Source organism: Vibrio bivalvicida (genome assembly GCF_001399455.2).
GTDB classification, from domain to species: domain Bacteria; phylum Pseudomonadota; class Gammaproteobacteria; order Enterobacterales; family Vibrionaceae; genus Vibrio; species Vibrio bivalvicida.
Window position 1 is genome coordinate 373,814 of record NZ_LLEI02000021.1, and the last position, 21,906, is coordinate 395,719.

At 44.0% G+C, this 21,906-nt stretch carries 23 protein-coding genes; 6 read left to right on the forward strand and 17 right to left on the reverse strand.

Features of this window, described 5'->3' with window-relative positions:
* Positions 1-114 precede the first annotated feature (114 nt).
* Complete coding sequence (locus tag APB76_RS06925) at positions 115-555, reverse strand: DUF2850 domain-containing protein (protein ID WP_049844791.1); 441 nt, start codon at positions 553-555, stop codon at positions 115-117.
* Positions 556-936: 381 nt separating this feature from the next.
* Here APB76_RS06925 and ppnP point away from each other — a divergent pair, with 381 nt between their 5' ends.
* The gene (ppnP, locus tag APB76_RS06930) at positions 937-1,224 is read left to right on the forward strand and encodes a pyrimidine/purine nucleoside phosphorylase (protein ID WP_054960998.1); all 288 of its coding nucleotides are present in this window, start codon (positions 937-939) and stop codon (positions 1,222-1,224) included.
* A gap of 411 nt (positions 1,225-1,635) precedes the next feature.
* Positions 1,636-1,923 carry a hypothetical protein gene (locus APB76_RS06935; protein ID WP_049844793.1) on the forward strand — a complete coding sequence of 96 codons (288 nt, stop codon included), beginning with the start codon at positions 1,636-1,638 and terminating at the stop codon, positions 1,921-1,923.
* Here the strand turns inward: APB76_RS06935 and APB76_RS06940 are convergent.
* Both APB76_RS06940 and APB76_RS06945 read right to left on the reverse strand, forming a co-directional pair.
* Complete coding sequence (locus tag APB76_RS06940) at positions 1,920-3,077, reverse strand: GGDEF domain-containing protein (RefSeq protein WP_049844794.1); 1,158 nt, start codon at positions 3,075-3,077, stop codon at positions 1,920-1,922. The genes APB76_RS06935 and APB76_RS06940 overlap by 4 nt on opposite strands.
* A gap of 281 nt (positions 3,078-3,358) precedes the next feature.
* Entirely contained in the window at positions 3,359-4,270 is a 912-nt protein-coding gene (locus APB76_RS06945; RefSeq protein WP_049844795.1) for a LysR substrate-binding domain-containing protein, read from the reverse strand.
* 88 nt (positions 4,271-4,358) lie between these two features.
* On the opposite strand from APB76_RS06945, the gene APB76_RS06950 reads away from it, so the two are divergent.
* The 3 genes from APB76_RS06950 (at position 4,359) to APB76_RS06960 (ending at position 6,290) form a co-directional block, all read left to right on the forward strand.
* Entirely contained in the window at positions 4,359-5,282 is a 924-nt protein-coding gene (locus APB76_RS06950; RefSeq protein ID WP_054960997.1) for a DMT family transporter, read from the forward strand.
* 197 nt (positions 5,283-5,479) lie between these two features.
* A complete protein-coding gene (locus APB76_RS06955) occupies positions 5,480-5,713 on the forward strand; it encodes a hypothetical protein (protein WP_049844797.1) in 234 nt (77 codons plus the stop codon).
* Between the two features lie 100 nt (positions 5,714-5,813).
* Complete coding sequence (locus APB76_RS06960) at positions 5,814-6,290, forward strand: Lrp/AsnC family transcriptional regulator (protein WP_049844798.1); 477 nt, start codon at positions 5,814-5,816, stop codon at positions 6,288-6,290.
* A 41-nt stretch (positions 6,291-6,331) separates the two neighbouring features.
* On the opposite strand, the gene APB76_RS06965 is transcribed toward APB76_RS06960, so the two are convergent.
* The 4 genes from APB76_RS06965 to APB76_RS06980 form a co-directional block, all read right to left on the reverse strand.
* Entirely contained in the window at positions 6,332-7,036 is a 705-nt protein-coding gene (locus APB76_RS06965) for a DUF445 domain-containing protein (protein WP_049844799.1), read from the reverse strand.
* 101 nt (positions 7,037-7,137) lie between these two features.
* On the reverse strand, positions 7,138-7,566 hold the full coding sequence (locus APB76_RS06970) for an acyl-CoA thioesterase (protein ID WP_049844800.1): 429 nt from the start codon (positions 7,564-7,566) through the stop codon (positions 7,138-7,140).
* 144 nt (positions 7,567-7,710) lie between these two features.
* The gene (locus APB76_RS06975) at positions 7,711-8,046 is read right to left on the reverse strand and encodes a hypothetical protein (protein WP_049844801.1); all 336 of its coding nucleotides are present in this window, start codon (positions 8,044-8,046) and stop codon (positions 7,711-7,713) included.
* 126 nt (positions 8,047-8,172) lie between these two features.
* Positions 8,173-9,603, reverse strand: a complete 1,431-nt coding sequence (locus APB76_RS06980; protein WP_054961217.1) for a methyl-accepting chemotaxis protein — start codon at positions 9,601-9,603, stop codon at positions 8,173-8,175.
* 282 nt (positions 9,604-9,885) lie between these two features.
* Between APB76_RS06980 and APB76_RS06985 the strand changes: the two genes are divergently transcribed.
* Positions 9,886-10,347 (forward strand): GNAT family N-acetyltransferase, encoded by a 462-nt coding sequence (locus APB76_RS06985; protein WP_054960996.1) that lies wholly within the window; start codon positions 9,886-9,888, stop codon positions 10,345-10,347.
* Here APB76_RS06985 and APB76_RS06990 read toward each other — a convergent pair.
* The 10 genes from APB76_RS06990 to deoD all read right to left on the reverse strand — a co-directional run bounded on the left by APB76_RS06990 (position 10,344) and on the right by deoD (position 21,893).
* The gene (locus APB76_RS06990) at positions 10,344-11,240 is read right to left on the reverse strand and encodes a DMT family transporter (protein ID WP_054960995.1); all 897 of its coding nucleotides are present in this window, start codon (positions 11,238-11,240) and stop codon (positions 10,344-10,346) included. The two genes, APB76_RS06985 and APB76_RS06990, sit on opposite strands and share 4 nt — an antisense overlap.
* A gap of 178 nt (positions 11,241-11,418) precedes the next feature.
* A complete protein-coding gene (locus APB76_RS06995; protein WP_054960994.1) occupies positions 11,419-12,258 on the reverse strand; it encodes an energy-coupling factor transporter transmembrane component T family protein in 840 nt (279 codons plus the stop codon).
* Positions 12,255-13,940 carry an ABC transporter ATP-binding protein gene (locus APB76_RS07000; RefSeq protein WP_054960993.1) on the reverse strand — a complete coding sequence of 562 codons (1,686 nt, stop codon included), beginning with the start codon at positions 13,938-13,940 and terminating at the stop codon, positions 12,255-12,257. The genes APB76_RS06995 and APB76_RS07000 overlap by 4 nt, the downstream gene beginning before the upstream one ends.
* A gap of 6 nt (positions 13,941-13,946) precedes the next feature.
* Positions 13,947-14,495 (reverse strand): ECF-type riboflavin transporter substrate-binding protein, encoded by a 549-nt coding sequence (locus tag APB76_RS07005; RefSeq protein ID WP_054960992.1) that lies wholly within the window; start codon positions 14,493-14,495, stop codon positions 13,947-13,949.
* A 230-nt stretch (positions 14,496-14,725) separates the two neighbouring features.
* Positions 14,726-15,856, reverse strand: coding sequence for an HlyD family secretion protein (locus tag APB76_RS07010; protein WP_054960991.1), 1,131 nt, complete (start codon positions 15,854-15,856; stop codon positions 14,726-14,728).
* Positions 15,856-16,245, reverse strand: coding sequence for a DUF3302 domain-containing protein (locus tag APB76_RS07015; protein WP_054960990.1), 390 nt, complete (start codon positions 16,243-16,245; stop codon positions 15,856-15,858). Before APB76_RS07015 ends, APB76_RS07010 begins: the two co-directional genes overlap by 1 nt.
* A gap of 222 nt (positions 16,246-16,467) precedes the next feature.
* On the reverse strand, positions 16,468-18,048 hold the full coding sequence (locus tag APB76_RS07020) for a GGDEF domain-containing protein (RefSeq protein ID WP_054960989.1): 1,581 nt from the start codon (positions 18,046-18,048) through the stop codon (positions 16,468-16,470).
* A complete protein-coding gene (locus APB76_RS07025) occupies positions 18,029-19,516 on the reverse strand; it encodes a tetratricopeptide repeat protein (RefSeq protein WP_049844810.1) in 1,488 nt (495 codons plus the stop codon). The genes APB76_RS07020 and APB76_RS07025 overlap by 20 nt, the downstream gene beginning before the upstream one ends.
* A gap of 135 nt (positions 19,517-19,651) precedes the next feature.
* Positions 19,652-21,121 carry a hypothetical protein gene (locus APB76_RS07030; RefSeq protein WP_054960988.1) on the reverse strand — a complete coding sequence of 490 codons (1,470 nt, stop codon included), beginning with the start codon at positions 21,119-21,121 and terminating at the stop codon, positions 19,652-19,654.
* A gap of 61 nt (positions 21,122-21,182) precedes the next feature.
* Positions 21,183-21,893: a purine-nucleoside phosphorylase gene (gene deoD, locus APB76_RS07035; protein WP_049844812.1), complete on the reverse strand. Its 711-nt coding sequence runs from the start codon at positions 21,891-21,893 to the stop codon at positions 21,183-21,185.
* Positions 21,894-21,906: the final 13 nt, after the last annotated feature.

The window sequence follows — 21,906 nt, forward strand, 5'->3', positions numbered from 1 at the left end:
TGAATGCTCTGGACCAAGTATATGCGCTAAATGATAGTCAAACCAGTCGTTTAGCCTCGCCCAGTGGTGGAAACCATTTCGAACGTGACAAACAAGAAAGGTGGAACGGACAGGCTATTTGTTTCCAAAGTGGTCAGAGAGTGCTGCGCGACGGTTTTTGGCTGAGCCACCACCTTCCATATCTATGGTATTTTCGTAACCTTCTTTGATAAACCTTTGTGTAGGGCTATTTGGCTCTAACCGACGTAATTGTGGAGAGCTAAATGTTCCTGCTATCTGATAAATGGATTCACCACCACCAGTATGAACGATGATGCGCTTACCGTCGAAGTCAAATTGAGTGGCAATTAATCTCTCATTACGGAATACACCACGAGAGTTAAGTGTCAGTACCTCAGTTTGGTATGGTGGCGCGCCTATTTCAATCCATCTGCCATAAACGTGTTTTGGGTGAACATAGTCTTGATAGCTGAAATAGAGTAAAGCGCTAAACGCGAGCGCGAGAGTCACGAAAACAACGACGAAGGCGGTTTTAATCGCAGAACTTTTAGTCATATCAACCTGTCTTCATCAAAGGAGTGAATTTACGGCGGACACATAGATTGTCGGAGATTGATTCTCAGCGCAATATAGGCGTAGAGAATTTTGACCTTTACCCCAGATTTGTTCAATCATTTTGTTCGCCTTTTACTCTATTTTAGCTGACTTCGAGCTAGATAACGAATATAGCCACATTCTCTGATTTTTGATTCAACTGAAGAGCACAATAATAGATTGAGTAATGCTAACGGAATTATAGTTTGAATACCGTCACTAGGTTGGAGGGCTATTACGCTGTTTTGTTGAACTGAAGAAAGTAAGTGGTTGCTGAATCGGTATAATTTCGATAAAACAAAGCACATTGATGGAAAAGATGTTAAGCCCAAGGAGAATCGTGTGATTAAGGCAAACAGTTATTTTGAAGGTCAAGTCCAGTCATTAGGTTTTACTCAGCAAGATGGTGATGCGAGCGTTGGAGTCATGGCGCCCGGTGAATACACTTTTGGTACTGCTGCCCCAGAACGTATGACAGTGGTAAAAGGGGCACTCACTGTAAAGCAAGCAGGTGAGCTAGATTGGATCACTTTTAGCGCAGGACAATCGTTCAATGTTAAAGGGGATTCATCATTTGACTTGCGAGTGGAAGAATCGACCGCGTATTTATGTGAGTACCTGAGCGAATAATCGTTACTAAAAACTAAGTAAAGCCACGCCGTCGCGTGGCTTTTTTGTATATATGATTGGCGTGTTGACCACCTTGTTTGCGATCTTAAACGGTTTGGCCAGCGACAGGTGTTTTAATCGGTAGGGGCATGGCTGATGGGTTATTTGCAACGAATTTCGCACAATGATTGTCGAAATGAGAGACTGATTCTGCACGTCATGGGTTTAAGTTTGTTCAGGTAGGCAGCTCAATGACTTAGCTTTCATCTATTGGTTTGGAACAAATATTGCTTAGAATTAGGTGAGCCGGAACATTGATATTTGTTCCATCTGGTTTCGGAAATCCCGAAGATTTCAACAGTAATTATCAGATTTATTATTGTAAGTCTTGGCTATACTTAGATATAAGTGGTCAAAAGAGAGGAGGTGCTTATGGCTGTTGTCCCAAAACACACTGACTCCCATAGTCGATACGACCCTAAACAGGAGTTAACTGCGGACCAACTTCATCGTTTTGGTAAGACCGCGCAAAAAGCGCGTGAGCGACGCAAAGAGGAGATTGAGAGAGGTACAGTGTCTGCTGTTGCCAGGGCAGCAAAAGATGCGGCCTTTAAGCCCGTTGTTACTCCAAAACGAGATAAGCGCAATACGGTGCGATATGCGGCGTGGATGTTGGTCGTGATGGCTGTTTCGCTATGGCTTATGTATATGAATGGCTAACCTTGTTTCAGTGGCGTGACGCTAGCTAACGTTGCCTTACTACCTTCCTTTATGTTAACTGGGCCGTCAACACGATAGAAGCGATATTGATTTTTGCCGCCGTGCTTAGCGGCATACATCGCTTTATCTGCACATCGAGTCAATTCAGGTAAAGTGGAGGCGTCTTCCGGATAGAGAGCCACGCCAACGCTGACTGTCAGTTTATTGATACGTTCTGATGCTTGATAGCTATGTGTAAATAATCCACAAATCCGCTTTAGAATGTTTTCAAGGTCCTGCTTCGATTTTACGTCGTAAAGCAGTAGTACAAACTCGTCCCCCGCAAATCGAGCGATAGAGTAATCATGCTTATCGGTATTGCGGTCTTTATTGCGAACATTGTTTTTCAAGCGTTTTGCAAAATGTTGGAGTACACGGTCGCCGACATCGTGACCGTAGGTATCATTGATGAATTTGAAATTATCAATATCGAGAAAAACCATTGCAGTCAAACCGTCACTGTTTTGCTTCTCTTCTAACTTTCCGAGCGCCCAGCTTTCAAAACTCCAACGATTGGCTAGACCTGTTAAGTGGTCCAGATAGGCCAGGTCTTCTATCCCCTCTTGATAAAGAAACTGAATATAGCCCATGACTTTTGAATATTGGTAAGCGTAAATATTACACAGCAAGTAAAACGTGAACAGACTAAATAGGAATATGCTCTGTGAACCGCTCGAGGCATTTGGATCAGCACTAGATAGTAACACTGCAAGTAAGATAACGCCGAAGAACCCTGTACTGATTATCGCGCTTGCTTTGAAGTCATTTGCAAATATGACGGCTGCCATAATAGGGTATAGCCACAGCAAGCGAGCATCTAAGCTTTGCCCATAAGAAAGTAGAATGGCCCCTTGAAAAACGAGCACACCACTCAATATAAGATCGCAATACTTGGGTGTGGGGTGGCGTACTAAGTAGATAATGTTGAGTGTTAGAATCAAAGAGGTCAGAAAATTAATGGCAGCGAAGAAGTAATTTTGTTCGATAAATCGAACCAAGCAGAATGTAAAAATCGTCACTAAGGAAAGGACTGAACAAAGCAAGACAACTTTGCGTTTTCTTGTCGCGCGAATGTCAGCCATTTCTTCAATCTGTTGCCCTGCGAGCTGTGGCATATCTTACCTTCACTAAAAATACAGTCTCTCAAGCAAAGTCTAGAAGAAATTTTAAAGTCTGAACGAGTAAAGAATTATTTAGAATTGAATCACTTCAGTTATCTTTATGAGCTTTGATGAGTATGTAGGTGTTACGGTCATTAACACATTAAATTTGACGCATAGGTAACTTATTGTGCTGCTGCCTAAATTTGTTTGTCCGGTAGAATATTGACACTGAAGAACCGTACGCTAATAGCTCATATTAGGTATGTAACTTTGAACTCTTATAACAAAAAAATCTATTGCTCTGATTGTGGGCTTTCGTTGAACTCTCGCCTTATCCAACTGCGCAACTGCAAGATATTCTCATTCTTTAGTTTGTTTGGTGGGCAAGCAAAATAAAACATTTGATGCGGGTTCTGTACGGGTTTACCAACCTCAACCAAATACCCTTGCTGTACGTCGTCACGAACAAAAATTCGATGAGTAACAAATACCCCCAGATGACGAATTGCTGCCTGAACGGCTTGAATAGAAGCGCCAAATTTTAAGTTGTTTGCTGGGTTAGGTATCGAGGTATTGTTTGCCTCACACCATACTTGCCAGTCATGCTTTCGTCTATCGTTGGCAGCGATGATCGCAGGATGTTTCGCAAGAAGAATCTTAGGGCAATCACTATCAGTCGCCAAGTCTGGGCTAGCTACCATGACTAGTTCATCGTCTGCGAGCTTTTCACAGTAGTACTCTTGCCAATCTTCTATGTTGCCGTGTATTACAGCGACATCAACACCTTCATCTTCCAGTACGAATGTACCAATTAGGGTGGAAATACGAACATCGAGATTTGGTGCATATTGGTTTAACTGGTTTACTCTAGGTATCCACCAATGCATGGCAAGTGAGTTGACCATATTCAGAGTTAGGCGATGTGACTGTTTATCATCAATAAGTTGGTGGGTTGCTCGGGTAATCTGCTCTAAAGCAGGAGCGATACTTTTATAGTATTGTCGCCCAGTGGCATTGAGCGTCACATGACGTCCTACTCGATTGAAAAGAGCCTGCCCTAGATACCTTTCTAACGATTTAATTGCTTGACTAATGGCAGAGTGACTGACATTAAGCGCCGATGCTGCATCAGTCATGCTGCCTGTCTCTGCGACGGCAACAAAGGCATAAAGTGATTTTATTGGGGTAGGAATTCTAGGTTTCATCTGTAAGTTTTTCTTACTGTTTGTGTCAATAATACTCGTTAGTCATTTTGGCTCAACTTCCCTAGACTTGAGATAAAGGGAGGGGATTATGTTGAACCAGTTGTACCCAGTTTTGTTTATGTTGGCTTCTACTTTTAGTTTGTCATTAACCGGGCTATTTACCAAATACTTAGGCCAATATTTTGAACCGAGTTTACTCAGCTTCCTAAGATTTATAGTGCCCTCGTTCATCATACTGGTCATAACCAGAAAGCTCTTTACACGACCGCCAGGTGCAATTGATAAGATGATTTGGATTCGTGCATTCTGTATAGCTGTCTGTCAGGTGTGCTTTATCTACTCTTTGAATCATCTTAGCTTAGTAGAGAGCGTCGTCTTGTTTGGCACAGGTCCTCTGTTTTTGCCTATGTTAGAAAGACTAATCTTTTCCACTCCGCTCAATTGGATATCGGTATGGGGGTTAATGCTGACTTTTTCTGGTGTGATTCTTTTAGCCGGGGATGTCTCTGGAGTTAACCTGCGCGTGGAGCTGTTAGTGGGGCTAGCATCAGGGTTATTTAATGCAGGTTCTCAATTAAGTCTGCATCGCATTAGTCGATCTGATATGGGCGCATTTGAAATTAACTACTGGACGTTTCTATATGCGGCGATTGTATTGTCACCTTATGTTGGTTACCGTTTCTTTACCACTGAACAGATGGTTGATACGCATGGTTCTACGCCGTTCCTCCTTACTGTTGTTATATTTGGTGTTTCTTTTCTTATTATTAACACTCAAGTGTTTCGCGCCAAAGCATACCGGCTGGTTGAATCGGGCTCTCAGTTAGCCCCACTGATTTTTACCAATCTAATGTTTACTACCCTATGGCAGTGGTTGTTTTATGCACAGAGCTATAGTTTCTCTCAGTTGACGGGGTTAGCGTTTATTGTGCTCGCCAATATGTTTGTAGTGTTTGCTCCTATAGTGTCTACATGGCTAAGAGAGCCATCGCTGAACCAAAGATCAAGCTAGGCAATTAATCATGTCGTTTTGGAAAAAAGTGCGCTGCCAAAGAGAGTTAAGTAAGGATTTTCCATCGACTACTGGTTTAACACGGCTATTTTTTGAACTTACCTCACGTTTTGTAAACTAACGTTTGAATTGAATGAACTCTCGCTTCCAAAATGTGTCGATTATCAATAGCGCACATTTTTAAAGGAGAGAAGAAAATGCCACATATGCACTGTCACTGCTGCGGGAAAAGCACAGCTCATAAAATTGTCATGAGACGTTGTGAAATCCAGCATGACTCGATGGTAAAAAGTATGGCGTGTTTCTTTTCAACCCTGTTTCAAGGTGCGCACTATGTGAAAATGGAAAAGCAGGCGTTTTGCCGAGTTTGTAATACGCAATCTGACGTTGTGTCGAGACAAGATGCTTTTTCAGCCGTAAAAATCGCATAGCATCACAAAAATTCTATTTCGTTCTCGCTTAGCTATAAGGTCAGTTAGGCTTTTCGCTTAAGATGATGGAACGTTTCCCGTCACTTACTATGAGCGATAAATGGATTTAGACCGAATCGACCGAGAGATACTTCGCACCTTAAACCTAAAAGGTCGACTGCCGATTGTAGAGCTTGCTAAGCAAGTTAATTTAACCACTTCTCCGTGCTCTGACCGCGTTAAGCGGCTAGAAAAAGAAGGATTTATAACAGGCTACCACGCTGAACTAAACCCGGAAAAACTTGGTCTTGATGTCCAAGTATTCATTCATATCAGACTTGATCAAACCAGCTTTTCTATTTTCGAAAAATTTGCCCAAGCGGTGGCCGATATGCCAGAGATCGAGGAGTGTTACTCCTTATCCGGAGATTTTGACACTATGATCAAAGTTAGAGTTAAAGATATGAAAGCGTATCAAAACTTTATGTCGACAAAGCTAGGTACTCTACCTGGTGTGATCCAAACCCGAAGTGAAGTGGTTATCGAAGAGCATAAGAGCAGTTTTGGCGTTAATGCCGACTTGATATCTAAGTTGTAAAAAAGGGAAGCCAATGCTTCCCTTTGCAAATCCTAGTGCTGTTAAGCAATAAACGAAGACACAACCCCAATGAGGCCACCAAATACGCCACCCCATACGACAAGCCAGCCAAGGTGCTCTTTGATCATCTTTTGTACCATCTCTTTTACCAACTTAGGTGTTAGTTCACTTAATCGTTGATCGATGATGTTTTCAACATTGGTTCGAATTTCGTCTATCATCGCGGGGGCTTCAAACTGCTCTTTTAGAGCGTCTTTGATTGTATCGCTTTGGCTCATATCGACGATGGCTTCTTTCATTTTATCCACGAACGGTTGTTTCATCGGTTGAAGTGCTTCCGTGCCACCGAACATTGCTAACATGCCGCCAAACTGGGAGTTGGCAATTACATCAACAAGTGAGTCAAAAGTTGGATTGAAGTCGATTTTCTCAATAACGGGTTCAAGATTGAGAGATTGACCACCAGTCATTTCTTTACTTAGAAATTTGTCGATATTCTCTTGGGTGAAGAATTGTTCCATCATTAGATTTTTGATCGCGGCTTTAAATTCTTCGAAACGGGCAGGAATGACTCCAGAGCCATACAATCCTGGTACTTTTTCGAACAACATGTGAATAGCCAACCAATTGGTAATCGCGCCAGAGAAAGCAAATAAGCCCGCGTAGAATGCAATTTGATTATCTACTTGATGGCCGCCCGCAAGGAGAGCGAGTGCAATGATGTTAGTAAGTAAACTCTTGTTCATGTGAGAAAAGTAGCCGATCTATTGACAATGGAGCGAAGTATATAACAAGTTGATCTTTAAACGACACTCCTTTGGTGAGAAAAGGCGTTAGCTATTCAATATCACTTTTCTTCCGTTGCTATGATGGCTCGCTTAATGTGCTCAGGAATAGACACTTTGACTTGGTTCTTGAAATCGAACATGACACATGTAGCGGTGCCGATAGTGGTTACCTTGCCGATTTTTTTGCTGACGATAACGTACTCCATAGTAAAGCGATCCTCTTTTAGTTCTGCGACTTTAGAGCCAATGATCAAAGTATCTGGGTAGGTAACTGGGATTTTGTATCGGCAATCAGTATGACCTAATACAGGGCCTATATGGTGTGTTTTTAAGTCAACGAGCAGTTCAATTTTCTTAAAGTATTCAAGGCGGGCTGTTTCAAAATAGCGAAAGTAAACCGCATTGTTAACGTGTTGAAGCGCATCCATTTCCCCCCAAGCGACGGGCACTTCGGTGATGATAGGGTATTCGGCGAGAAACTCTTCCATGTTCTTCCTCCATTGATATGAGTAATTAGTCTAAATTGAAAGAAGAACAATGTGTTTTTGATGTTATCAATTTGTGATCGAAATTTAACTTGCGTGGCTAGACCTAGCATCGTGCTAAATCAATCGCTGGACTCCAGGGGCGCTTTAGTTATCGTAAGGAACATCATTTAGCCGCCACATCTTCAATGTATGCGGGGCATCGTCGCACTTTCCAAGCAATATTTGGTATTTAGGATCATACGGATCACCAATATAGGTTGTACGAATAAGTTCACCAGTCTTCATATCGACTTGTGTTACCGTTCTACCCTTAAAGTTTTGCAACAGAATAAACTGCTCACTCTCATAAACGAGCTGTTCTTTGTAGAACCAAAAGGTGTCTTCGGTGTGAAGAAGCTTACATTTTAACGGCAGTGAAGAAGAGTGTTGCGCTGAGCTTGGGTTGGTCAACAGCAGCACATACAGGAGTAAAGTGCTCATTTCGTCGTCCTTATCCCACCTAAAAGTTAGATTAAGTATAGATAAAGGAGGCTCGTTTGGCTGAGAGTTTTGTCGAGATGAAAATAAAGGGCATTTAAGCCCTTTACTGATAATCGAAATTGGTTGTTAAGTTCGATAGCTTTTTAGAATATCGGCCAACGACACAGATGCTTGTGTTAAATTTGCCACCCCTGCAGAAGATTGCTCAGCAACATTACGAATGGTGTTGGATTGTGAGCGTATATCGCTGAGCTCTGAAGCAATATCGTTCGCAACCGCGCTTTGCTCTTCTGCTGATGTGGAGATTTGGATACTCATGTCCATTAATGAACGGGCTGATTCAGAGATCGATTGAACATCGTTACCAATATCTGCGACCAAGTCGCTACTAGTTTGCGCTTGGCTAACCGTTTGTTCAGTAATCGAGGCGATACTGTGGGTTTCAGACTGCAGTTTTTCAATCATTGATTGGATCTCTACTGTCGCTGATTGAGTACGACTGGCTAAGGTGCGAACTTCGTCAGCGACCACGGCAAAACCACGTCCTTGCTCGCCAGCACGTGCAGCTTCAATTGCTGCGTTCAGAGCAAGTAGATTGGTCTGCTCAGAAATGGCATTGATTGTGGTGATGACCTCATTGATTTGAGTAGTGTTGTCGGTGAGGGTAGCGACTGACTCAGAGGCCTTGCCTATGTAATCGGAAAGTCGAGCAATTTCGCTAATAGCCGACTGAACTCGACCGTGGCTTTGATCAATATGCTCTGCGTCAGTCTCAGTTTGCGATGTAGCTTGCTGAGCAATACTGGTCACTTCTTTTGCTGACGCTGTCATTTCTTCCATCGCAGTTGCGACAGAGTCGAGTGAAGAATACTGCTGGCTAATCTGAGTCTCGCTCAATTTCATTTCTTGTTCGAAAGATGAAGATGTCTCACTGAGAGTAGTTGCGTTTTCTTTTACGGTAACAACCAACTCTGTCAGAGTATCCATCGCTTTATCCAGTGCACAGCCGATGGTTCCGAATTCGTCACGGCCAGGGTGGAAACCTAAACGCGAAGTTAGGTCACCTTCACCAATACGTTGTGTGGTTGTGTAGAGTACCCAGAGAGCTCCGCCTAAGAAGGTTGCGACCCAGTAACAGAATACGGCAAAAGGTACAGCCCACAGGAAGCTCAAACCAAAGCTAGTGAGGGCCTGAGATTTGAAATCTTTTGCTTGGCTTTTCGCATTGACAACCAGTTGATATGCTTGGCCAGTTGAAGCTTGCCCGGTCACAGTAGCAATGCCGTCTTTGTACTGAGGTGCTTGTACAGAACTTGCCAATGAGATATTTGGTAATTGACTGATACTTTGTACAGTCCCGACACTTAAAATTCCGTTGAGTTGTTGCTCTGCGGCGTACAGGGTACTTTGCTCAAAAGTGTTCATCTCATGGTAATATCTACCACCTGCAAGTGTCGCCACTGTAACTAAGAACAGAGCAAAAATAACCCACATCTTGTCGTTAATAGACATCTTGATAAACAAACGGTCTATCGTTCTAAATTCAACTTCTTTCATATCAGGCATCCTACTCCGTTTATGCCGAATGGCTTATTCGTCATTTTGTAAAAATATGTTTATAAATTTATCGGTCTGAGAGGAAGAATTATGAGCCTTAAGTCCCACTAATTTGTAATCATCGGGTATATTAATTTGCAAACTGTGAGAAGGATCTGAGTTTGATGACTATTTAACCTGCTAACCACAGCGACTAATTCGCTAAATTTACTGGCAAAGCGCTTCTGATTTGAGTTGGTGCCAATTTTGCTTATTTAGAGTGTCTTAAAGCAAGGAGCTATTATGGAAATAAAAACGGGTCAGTTGGACCACCCCGAAATACGTAAGCTGTTAGAGGAGCACCTAGCAGACATGAATGCAACATCACCTCCTGAAAGTGTCCATGCTTTGGATGTGAGTGCTTTACAACATGAAAGCGTGACGTTTTGGAGTGGTTGGACGGAAGGAAAGCTATTAGGATGTGCCGCGATAAAGCGATTGGATGATCGCCATGTAGAGATTAAGTCGATGCGCACGTCATGTAAGGCGCGAAACCAAGGTGTCGCTTCGTTTATGTTGAAACACGTACTCGATTTCGTATACGAAGAGGGGTTTAAACGTATCAGTTTGGAAACGGGCTCGATGGCGTTTTTTACCCCAGCGAGAGCCTTGTACGAGAAGTTTGGCTTTGGCTATTGCGAACCGTTTGGTGACTATACACCCGATCCCAACAGCCAATATATGACGTTAGAGCTGCGTCGTTAATTCTGTTCAACCATTTTGGTGCGTTGGAGAATCTGGCGTGGTGAAAAGCCTGTCACCATCATGGTGCCACTGAGTACCAACATGGTGCCCACTATGGTGTTCCACCCGATCGGTTCTTCTAATATTAGTGTTCCCCATAGTATCCCAAAAACGGGTATCAAGAATGTTACCGATAGGGCTGACGCGGCACCTTCGTCTGCGACAAGCTTGAAGTAGAGTAGGTAAGCTGCTCCTGTACATATTACGCCTAGCGCGACAACAGACAACATTTCTTGTTGAGTCGGTTCACCTCTCATGGGAATGAAAGGAAGCAGGGGCAAAATAATTAACACCGCAGCCCACATATTGCCATGTGCGTTGTCAAATGCCGCAATTCTGGGCGCGGTTTTAGTGTAGTTTGTCGCTATACCATAGCTAAATGTTGCCAAGATACTAGCGAGAATTGGGTAGACTGAATCTAGGCCGATATTGATTGCATCCACCCCGACTAAAGTAACGACACCTATAACCCCAACTAGCATTCCAAGACTTGCTCTAGGTGTCACGATTGCTTTATGCCAAAAGATTCCTATGACGGCTCCCCATATTACAGCGGTTGAGTTCAATACTGACAACGTAGAGGCGTTGAGCGTTTGCGCCGCATAGGCAAACAGTAGGAAAGGAAGCGCGGTGTTAAACAGCCCAATGATCATGAAATGTTTGAAATGACAGCGGAACGCTAATTTACGCTTTAGATACAGTGAAACAAACAGCAAACTGATTGCAGCGAATCCAACCCTAAATTCAATTAAGAATGCAGGGCCGAAGGTATTAGCGGCTATGCGCATAAATAGAAACGAGCCACCCCAAATAGCGGCTAAGCAGATTAAGCGAAGAAAGCTAGCTGTACTCATCATTATTCCCTTGTTATTTGTTACGCCAATGTGAAGCAAAGTCAGGGAATAGGCAATAGTAGAAAGGATTAGAATTCCGGAAGTGGCTAATATTATATATTGTTGAGTAGCCTAAGTAGGTTGAATGCAACAAGCCCAGAGCGAACGCTGGGCTTTAAATGACTTTTAGAGTGCTATGTCAGAACGGATACCAAAATAACTCACTCTCTAAATAACGCTTTACGATCGCCAGTACCACGATTGCTGCAACCATCACGAGACAAATCTTATCGGTTTTATGCAGTGGCTTAGCGCTATACCAAGTCCGAGTTGCATGTCGGCCAAAGCCGCGCAGAGTCATTGCATTAGAAATTTCATCAGCACGATCTAGGCTAGAAAAAATCAACGGTCCGAGGATTTTTGCGACATTCTGCATACGCTGGAAAAGAGGTGTGCTTTTAGATATATCGAGTCCGCGAGCCTGCTGAGCATGCATGATGTTGACGAAATCATTTTTCACTTCGGGCAAGTATCGCAGGGTCAAACTCACCGCATAAGCAATCTTATATGGCACACCAATTCTGTTTAAGCTGGCAGCAAACTCGGTTGGATGGGTAGTAAAAACAAACACCAAAGCAATCGGGAACATACTGAAGTACTTGAGTGTTACTGTGACTAAATAAAACAACGTCTCCTGGGTAAGCGAGTAACCACCGGGTAGGGCGAGCAGAACGTTATGGCTGCCGATGAACTCTGAGCCTTGCTTCGGAGCGAGTAAAAACATAAATAGGGCGTTAAGGAGTAGAACACTCGCCGTTCCGATCAATAAAGGTTTATACACCTTAAAAGGCACTTGAGTGAGTTTAAGAAGATAAAGGCCAGCTAAAATCAATACACTGATCATGCGCAGATCAAAGGTAGTAAGAACAACCGTGACCCAAGCCATGAATAAAGCAAACTTGGTAATTCCGTTTAACGCATGTAGCGGAGACTTGGTATCGACATAGCTAATGCCAAACTTCATTTTAGAGGCATTCATGCGACATTCTTCTCTTGTTGGATAAAGTACTGCATAAAGGCGTTTTTGTTTTCCACCTCTAAACTTTCGGCCAAATCGTAAAGGCTGGTGGTAGTTAGGTTAGCCTTATCTAATAGCTCTGGTTGGGTAAACACATCGGTCATTGGAGCATCAGCGACGAGCTTGCTGTCTGAAATGACAATCGAGCGGTGGGTATACTCCAGTACTAAATGCATATCATGAGAAATGATGATGACGGTAATACCCAATTTTTGGTTGAGCTTGCTGATGAAATCCAGCATCGATGTGTAGTTTCGGTAATCTTGACCCGCCGTTGGCTCATCCAGTATCAATAATTGCGGTTCTAACGCGAGAATTGAAGCAATCGTAACTCGCTTTTTCTGCCCGTAGCTGAGCGCTTCGATTGGCCAGTTTCTGTACTTGCTTAGACCACATAACTCTAGAGTATCAAGAACTTTCTTTTCGATTTCATGCTCTGTTAAGCCTTGGTTGCGTAGACCAAATGCCACTTCGTCAAAAATCATATGGTGAGAGATCATATGATTCGGATTTTGCATCACGACCCCCATTTTCTGACTGCGTTCGAAAATGGATAAAGTGGCAATGTCTTGACCTTGAAAAGAGATAGAGCCTGAATCTTGACTCAATACACCCATGATGAGTTTAGTAATGGTTGACTTACCTGACCCATTCTTACCTAGAATAGAAACGAACTCGCCTTGCTTGATGTCAAATGAGATATCTTCAAGCGCATTTTTTTCACCGTCGTAAGAATAGGTTAATCCCTGAATGGAAAGCAGAGAGTCGCTGTTCAAACTCGTGTTGATAGGGCGAGCTTGCCACTCAGAAAATAAGGGCTTGTAAGATTCAACGGGCATTGTGCTCAGGGAAGCACAATGGTTTGCATCTACTGGGCAACGAGCCGCTTTAAGCGCTGATAAATACAAAGGTTCACGAATACCATGACTGTTTAATAGAGAAGACGAGAGGATTTCGTTTGGTGACATGTCGGCAACGATTTCACCTTGCTCCATCAAGATCACTCGATCAACGTGTCGATACAGAACATCTTCAAGGCGATGTTCGATGATGATGATGGTTTTGCCTGTCTCTTTATGCAATTGGTCGATAATATCAATCGTTTTGCGGCCGGTTTTTGGATCTAGCGCAGCCAGAGGTTCGTCAAACAGCAACGTGTCAACATCATCAATCAAGATTCCAGCTAAAGAAACACGCTGCTTTTGCCCACCAGATAGATCATGCGGTGAGCGGTCAAGCATGTTTGCCAGTTCAACCATCTTTGCAGTGGACTGTACCAGCGGGTACATATCAAGGTTAGATGTCAGCTGGTTTTCCAAGGCAAAGGCGATGTCTTCGCCCACACTGAGTCCAACAAATTGGCTGTCAGTATCTTGTAATACGGTGCCAATTTGCTCGGTGTAATGGTGAAGGTCGAGTTGAGAGGCATTTCTATCATTGAAAGATAAGTGCCCCGTAACCTCACCTTTAAATGCATGTGGGATAAGTCCATTTAGGCATTGACCAAGGGTAGACTTCCCACTGCCGCTTGGTCCGATAATGACGATTTTCTCTCCTTTCTCTATCCTTAGATTGATATGTTTAAGCGTCGGTTTATCCAGTGACTCATATCTAAAAGAGAAGTCAGAAAATTCAATGGTCATTGATGATTAAGCCTCAGTAAGATTACGGCTTTGTTTATTGCGCTTGGCAACGGATTTTAGAATAAAGTAACCCACCACAGCGATAAGAACCGTGTTGCCCGCCGCGATGATAGAAAGTTGAGTGAATACTTTGGTAAATGGTTCTGCGTATAAAATGGTATCTAAGAAGGCTGAACAACCGTAACCAATCACGTTGCCCATCAGAGCCAAAACGACAAAAAGAGAGAAGTCTTTCTTACCGAATTGACCGCTAGCAAGGCGATTTTGGGTCAAGGTGGGGAAAAGACCCAGAACAAGGCCGACGATACCAGAACCGAGCACCCAAGTTAGCCAAACGCCCCAACCAGCAAAAAGGTCGGTCACCCAGTGACCAATGAATCCCACTAAAAAACCGACCATAGGGCCAAAAAGGACAGAGAATAATGCGAGGACTGCCATTGCCGGTTTTAAGGTTGTGTTGGCGAATACAGGAATGCCAAACATCGGTAATCCACCAATACCGTATAAAGCAGCACCGATCGCTATAACTACAACAGTTTTAGCCGTAAGATTCATAGATAACCCTTTGTCGAAATCTTTAAAGAACTTAGTCAACAAGCGGTTATTTTGGTTGAATTTTATACGCTTGAGACGGTGAGGCGCAGATTATACCTGCTAAGTGAAGGCATGGAAAGGTAACAGGCTAGGCGTCTGGATACCTTGTGTGCAAATGGCCAGTTGTAGCCCACTCGACGAGTAAACATTGCCCAAAGAAACCTGTTCTGTCTCTTTGGGCTAGGGGGGTACTAATGATCTAGATAGAGGTAGTTTTGCCAACTTTTCATACGAATAAGCACTTTACGCATAATTGAGACATGGGTGAACTGATCTGAGTACACCGCAACTTCAACCGCAGTACCTAAAGGTAGATGGTAGCCAGAAAGGTCGTCGGTGATCTTCAATTTGGCAAAAACTCTACCGCTTGTTTTTAGCGCTTCGGTGCCCAGTAACGCGCCTCGAGCTTGAAATTGACTCTCGCCAATAGCGGGCAGTATTTCAATCACTTCACCCTTAAACACTTTTCCTGGCAAAGCTCTAAAGAGAAACTCAGCCTTAAAGCCTGGTTGCAAGCGTTGCAGAGAGTTTTGCCTAAAAGCGGCGGTATAGAAGATCTCTTCAGTATGAACAAAGGTCATGACTGGCGCTAGTGGCAATGGGACAGCCATAACACCTGGTCTTAGAGCCAACTGTGTTGCAAAACCGTCGGTCGGTGCACGAACGATGGTTTGATCTAAGTTGAACTCTGCTTGGCGCAGTTCTTCAATCAATCGCGCAACTGTAGTGTTTTCACCACCAATCTCTGAGTCGAGGGCTAATTGAGCTTGTTCGACCTTTGCATTCGCCACATTGACTGAAGATTCCGCCGCTTTGTAGGCTTGACGTCTAGTATCTAGTTGCTGCTCAGTAAACGCGCCCTTGTCAAAACCACGTTGGTAACGATCAAACTCTCGCTTAGCTTTATCTCTTTCAGCAACGGCTCTGTTTTTTGCTGCTAAGGCTTCTTGAAGAGAAGAGTCTAACCCGAGTGCACCTTGACTGGCTTCCTTGATTTGTGCTTTTTTCTTAGCGACCTCAGCTTGATAAGGGATAGGGTCGATGGCAAACAGCACATCGCCTTGCTGAAGTTGTTTGTTCGCCTCAACCGGAACTTCAATCACTCGCCCTCGAACTCCCGAAACAATCGGAGTAGTTGAGTAAACCTGATTGCCGATCTGAGTAAATGGGTGGTTGTAGTTCATTAAAAGAATCAGGGTGCCTATCAGAACGACACCGCCTAACACTGCGGTAGGAACTGTCCATTTATTCAAAGGAATATTGAAGATTTTAAACACAGTAATACATAACGCCGCGTAAGTCAGGATGAGTAGTAAGTCCATTATTGCTCCTCCTCACTACGATCTGTGTGTAGATGGACACTTTGTTGCGAGCTAGCGTACTGCTTTAGGTCCAAAACTTCTCTTTGCAGTTGGGTGACTTGATCGATGAGTTCATCGACACGGTGATGGATATCATGTTGTTGTTCTTCAAGTCTTTTGAATCCCCAGCCTCGCTCTTTGCGCCATAAGGTGGCCCATATCCATAAAAATGGCCAAATGGCATGGAGAGTGAACAGGCTTACCCAACCCGCATAATGTATTGCATCTTGATGAGGATGCTCGCGGTCTTTGGCGATTTCATAAGGGATATCGTGGATCACGATAATGCCGTAAAAGATAACGAGTGCAACAAAGATCAACAGACCAAGTGCGAAATAATCGAGAAACATACCAACAATCCTTGTTCATTGTATTTTATACAGATAATGGTGCAGTTCTATTCAGTATAGAAATAAAATCAAACAATTAGGTTTCTTTTGCTTGATCTGGCTAGCAATAATGGCAAGGTTCGAAAATCATGGGTGAGGTCAATGGCCATCTTCACGATATAGCATAAATAAAAAAACGCCTAGAGCTTAGGGCAATAGGCGTTTCAATTATCTCTTGGCGCTTTATTCAGTACAGACTTGATTTCGCCCGTTGGCTTTAGCTCGATAGAGGGCTTTGTCTGCACGATAAAATGTTCTTTGCGTATTCTCACCTTCACGGTGCAGTGTAATTCCGATACTGACCGTCAGCCCTCGTTCTCCGAGAATATTCTGCCAGCCAAATTTGAAAATTCGTTCGCGATAGTTCTCGGCGTGCATTTCGGCTTGTTCAAGTGTTGCGCGCTCGATAATGACCAAAAACTCCTCGCCACCAAATCGTACACATGACGCACCACGGAATTTAAAATAGGCGGCGAGTTCGTGAGATACATTGACGATAGCTTTGTCTCCCACTAGGTGACTAAGTTCGTCATTGATAGATTTAAAGTGATCGATATCGACGACCATCAGAGCAAATGGCACGTCGTGAAGTAATAAATCTTTCAGTTTTACATCGAGCCAACGGCGGTTATGCAGCGAAGTTAGTGGATCGGTGAATACATCTTGCTGAAGTTGGGCTACAGCATGCTTTTGGCTTTCTGTTGTTTCTTTTAGTTCACGGTTTTCTTGCTCGGATAGGATTAGCTTTAATTGCAATTCGAAGCGTGAAAGCCTGCGTAATTGGCTAGCGCCTAACTCACCTATTGGAATCTTTTTCATCAGATCGCTTTCAATGCGGTAGGCGATCTTTTGATATTCGAGTGCCCCTTTGAAGTTGCCTTTTTGCTCACAGATTTCGGCGAGAGAATTGCAAAGTTTTAGGTTGAGAATCGGAGAGGCGTAAAGCTTGATTCGACGACGAGCAGACTCCAAAACCCAGTTAGCAATATGGGGTTTGTTTTGTTCGCTCAGGCAGGCCGCAAGTTCCAAGCGGATCATGTTTGATAACCACGAAGAGTGAATATTTCCTGCTGCATACTGAACATTGCCAAGGCACTGCATGGCCAATTCCATTTGCTTGTTCTGGCGGTAGAGTTTGGCTTGATAAAGCAAAATTTGCCCCGATAGCACCTTGTCACTGACCAGAATACTCAGTTCATCACACTCTTTGATTAAGTCGTTCGCCGCAGTAGTACGCTTTAGCTCAATATAGCAGGAGAGCATATAGAGTTTGTAACGTAGCCGTAGCGAGCGGCTACTAATAGCATGATCGATACTGTCTATTTTCTGATAGTACCTTAACGCACGATTGTGATCGCCATATGCATCACACAGGTTGCCCATGCCCAATACTGCAAGTACGTAAGCGTCAATGTACCCATTGTCTACGGCAATGGTTGATGAGCGAATGTATTCCGTTAACGCGCCATGAAAATCACCATTCTCAACCAACCTATCGGCAAGTCCATTTCTTACTTCTAGGATTAGTTCGGCGTCTTCAGGTAGTGTCAGGTGGCCTAGCGCCTCTTTCAATTCGTCAATACTGGTTTGGAGCTGCTTTAACTCAACGCGGAATTCGGCACTAATGATGAGGCATTGAGCAACTTCCTGAGGGGACGTCGCAACGTGTTGGCGGACGTGGTTCCAAAAGATTATCGCCTCTTCGCCAGATACAGAAGAGGGATCTAAGCCAGAGTCAGAAATTTTATTGAGTAAGACTTCCATGCTGCTGTTCCTGTCGCTGACTATCTTCTAATTGTTCTAAAGTAAATGGGAAGGTAAGAATATCTTGGAAGATGACTTTAGGTAGCACATCATCCAGTCCTTTCCTATGCCAAGGGTATATTTCAATCATCTTGGCTAATACGTGGAATACGTTAACGGCTTCATCCCCTTTGTCGGCAAGCAATATCCCGAGTCGTTCGCTGCTCAGGCGAGACAGCATATCGCGCTTATTACACAATGAATGTGCGAGTTCAGTGCATACTTCGAGGTAGTTAGCGTCGCTGTGTTGAATGACGATAACTGCATGGTTAGAACGTTTTAGCTCGGTTTTAAATAGAACAAGCTGTTCCCACCAATAGGTTTCCGACACCATTTGACTCAATTGTTTTTCTGGATCGAACTCATGTTGACCACGAATGCGGTTGATCAGTTTTCTCGCTCGTTGCTCAAGTTGGCGTTTGGAAGCTCGCGCTTTATCATTGCTTACTCGAGCGGTCTGCTCTCTGAGCATGTTAGTGGAGTGACTTCGATACTTTCGGAATGCTTCGAGCGCAGTTTTATAATCCCCGGACTCTTCAGCTACCCGAGATTGTTGAAAGCAGATCTGAGACAATAACTCGCCGTTGTCGAAGGTAACCGCTGATTGTTCCGCATGAATGAGTAACTCTGCTGCTTTTTGTGGTCGTTTGCGGAGCAGTTCAACACGAGCTCGGCTGATAAAAGAGTGTGCTTTCATCCACACTAAGTCGTGCCGCATCGCCAGTTCGTGGGCTTTACTTGTCGCTTCTTCAGCGTCTTCAATACGCTCTAATCCTAACAAAGCTAAGCCTCTAAAATCCCACACTTCCGCTTGCCACGTGTTGTCGCAATGATCTTTTAGGGCTTCGACGGCGCCATCAAGCACAGAGAGCATTTCTACATAGTTGTTCAGTAGGTAATGATCCCACGCAAGCAAGATACGCGCTTTTCCTTCAAGCCAGTTAATACGAGCATTGTTTGCGACAATGACCGCTAATTCGTGTGTTGATTTCGCTAGATGGTACTCGTGAGTAATACGCCAAACATTGCCCAAGCCAATTAGAGACTCTAGTTGAATCTCGACTTCATCAACCAATGCGGATTGTTCTAATGCGTTGATCCAGTACTGTTGAGCGGAGTAGTATCTAGCTTGTCCCCAATACTGAAGCGCATGGATATGAAGGATTTCGGGGAGAAGGTCGTCGGTGTCTAATACATTAAGTTTGCTGTGTGCCTCTTTGATGTACTTGAGACCCTTGCGGTACTCCATCATACACCATGCACAGCGAGACATGATAATGAGACACTGAATCTCCCCTTCGGGATAGAGAATTTGCGCAGCACGTGCTGCACACTGCTCAGCGATTGCCCAAACTTTTTCGGGCTCCGATTCGACCTTGCTTTTTAGCTGATCTATTTCGACCTCGAGAAGTCGCTGGCTTTTATCCAATGAGTCAATCCTTTAACGGTATTACTGCTGAGCACACAACTTAGTATATTTCATTATATGAATAGCGATACGCTAAACTCCACTAAAAGTACTAAAACGCGTGTTGATTAACGGTGCCCGTCACAATACTAATAATTATGAAAGTAGCTCGCGCAGAGTCAAAGGTGATTGAGTAATCTCTAAATTCTGGGCGGCTGTCTTTCCCGTTTTATCTTGGTAGCACAAATTATGCCAAGCGCGGAAAATATCTAGCATTGGCATTAGGCCCCCAGGGCGCAGTTTGCGTCTAGGCTCATTGACAAAGCTTTCGAATAAGGTTTGAAATCGCGCCTGATAAAACTGAGTGCGTCGAATAGAAGCGCTGCGTAACCATTGTTTTGGTTGGTTATTTTTACCTGCAAGATAGCAGATGCCCTTTGAATAATTGTTGGCAGAAGCAATGGCCCAGCGATCTCGCCACCAGCCCATATGAACTATATCGACCTTGTCGATGGCATTGTCTTCGTTCCATTCGTAATCTTCTTCCACATACATAAGGTCGATATTTTGACGCAAAATACGCGGCAAACAGACACTAAGCGCTGCAGAACGCAAAACAGGATCTTGCGGCAAATAGATCGATACTTGACGTTCGTCTTGGCATAAATCGAGTACATGCAGGAAGTGCGCGTATGAGGTGTATGGTGGGCGAATCAAAGCACCTTTGGACGGATAGTTAAAAACCGTAAGGTTGCCCATAGGATCTTCAACATTTCCCCGAGCAAGAATCGTTTGGTATTGCTGATCGATTCGTTCCCTTAAAATGGGCGAGGGTGTCGGAGCGGGCATATTTGCTTCAGAAGAGTGATCGCGGGAGACAAAGCGAGCCGGATATTGATAAGGGTCGTGATCGGTATCGCCTTTAGGTTCTTCTGTTGCTGAGTAGTTCACATGCTGGCAAAGAATGTAGCCACTGTGTGCTTCACCCGTAGCCATCCATAACACGCCATTATTGCTTTTTGGTTGCAAAGGAACATAAAACGAAGCCAGTTCATAACTCGCCGCATGGTTGACCCAGCGAGCGTCAAACATGGCAAGTTTACGACGGCAACGACTCGCAATATGATCAAGGTGATCATAAAACGTCTTTGGGTTGATTTCTAATTTGCGGCATATCTCGCGTACTGAGTAGCCCATAAAAAGCAAACCAAGGAGGTTTTCTTGAAATTGTAATTTTTTGTTGGCACCAGACCATTTGTCGACGAACGTAGATTGGCAGCATTTGCAGCGGTAGCGCTGACGATCGCCGCTGTATCCGAACGCATGATAGAGGTGTTTGTGGGTGTGGACAGATAAACCAAAATTATCGCATTCGTCATTACGACAAGCAGGAAGGCCATCACTGTGAAGTTGACGAAGTCGGTGAAGCTCATTGAGAACTTCTTGGTTATTAAGTAAGGGGGGGAAAGCGCCACATTCCCGACATACCATCGCAGGTCGCTTAGGGTTAGCATGCTGCACAACGTAACGATGTGCATCACTCAATCCAAAGTTGTCACACGCCAATGTTTTACAAAAGTTGAGCTGTAACCCGTTCGCTTCTTTTGGCAGTTGGCCGGCTGTCACTATCTCCCCCTCGGGATTATTCGGGCCACCAAACCTAGGTTCAGTGGCTAAAAAAATGGAATTAGATGTTGATTGCAGTTTCTAGTGCTACTTTCATCATGTCATTAAATGACTTCTGGCGCTCTTCAGAGCTTAGTTTCTCGCCACGGATGATATGGTCAGATACCGTTAGGATCGTCAGCGCTTTAGCGCCAAGATCGGCCGCTACACCATAGATACCTGCTGCTTCCATGTCTACGCCTAGGATGCCGAGCTTTTCCATTTTCTCAAAGATGTCTGCTTCAGGAGTGTAGAAAAGGTCAGCAGAGAATACGTTCCCCACTTTTACCGGAACTTCTTGAGCGCGCGCTTGGCTAACAGCTTCTTCTAGTAGACCGTAGTCAGCGATTGCTGCGAAGTCGTGATTGTTGAAACGGATACGGTTTACTTTAGAGTCAGTAGAAGCACCCATACCGATAACAACGTCCATTAGTTTTACGTCGTCACGTACTGCCCCACAACTACCTACACGAATCACGTTTTTCACACCGTATTCAGCAATTAGCTCGTGAACGTAGATGCAGCATGAAGGAATACCCATACCGTGGCCCATAACAGACACTTTCTTACCCTTGTAAGTACCTGTGTAGCCGAACATATTGCGAACGTCACATACTTGCTTCACATCATCTAGGAAAGTTTCCGCGATGTATTTAGCGCGTAGTGGGTCACCTGGCATAAGTACTGTTTCAGCGAAATCACCTGGTTGTGCATTAATGTGTGGGGTTGCCATAGTTATTACTCCA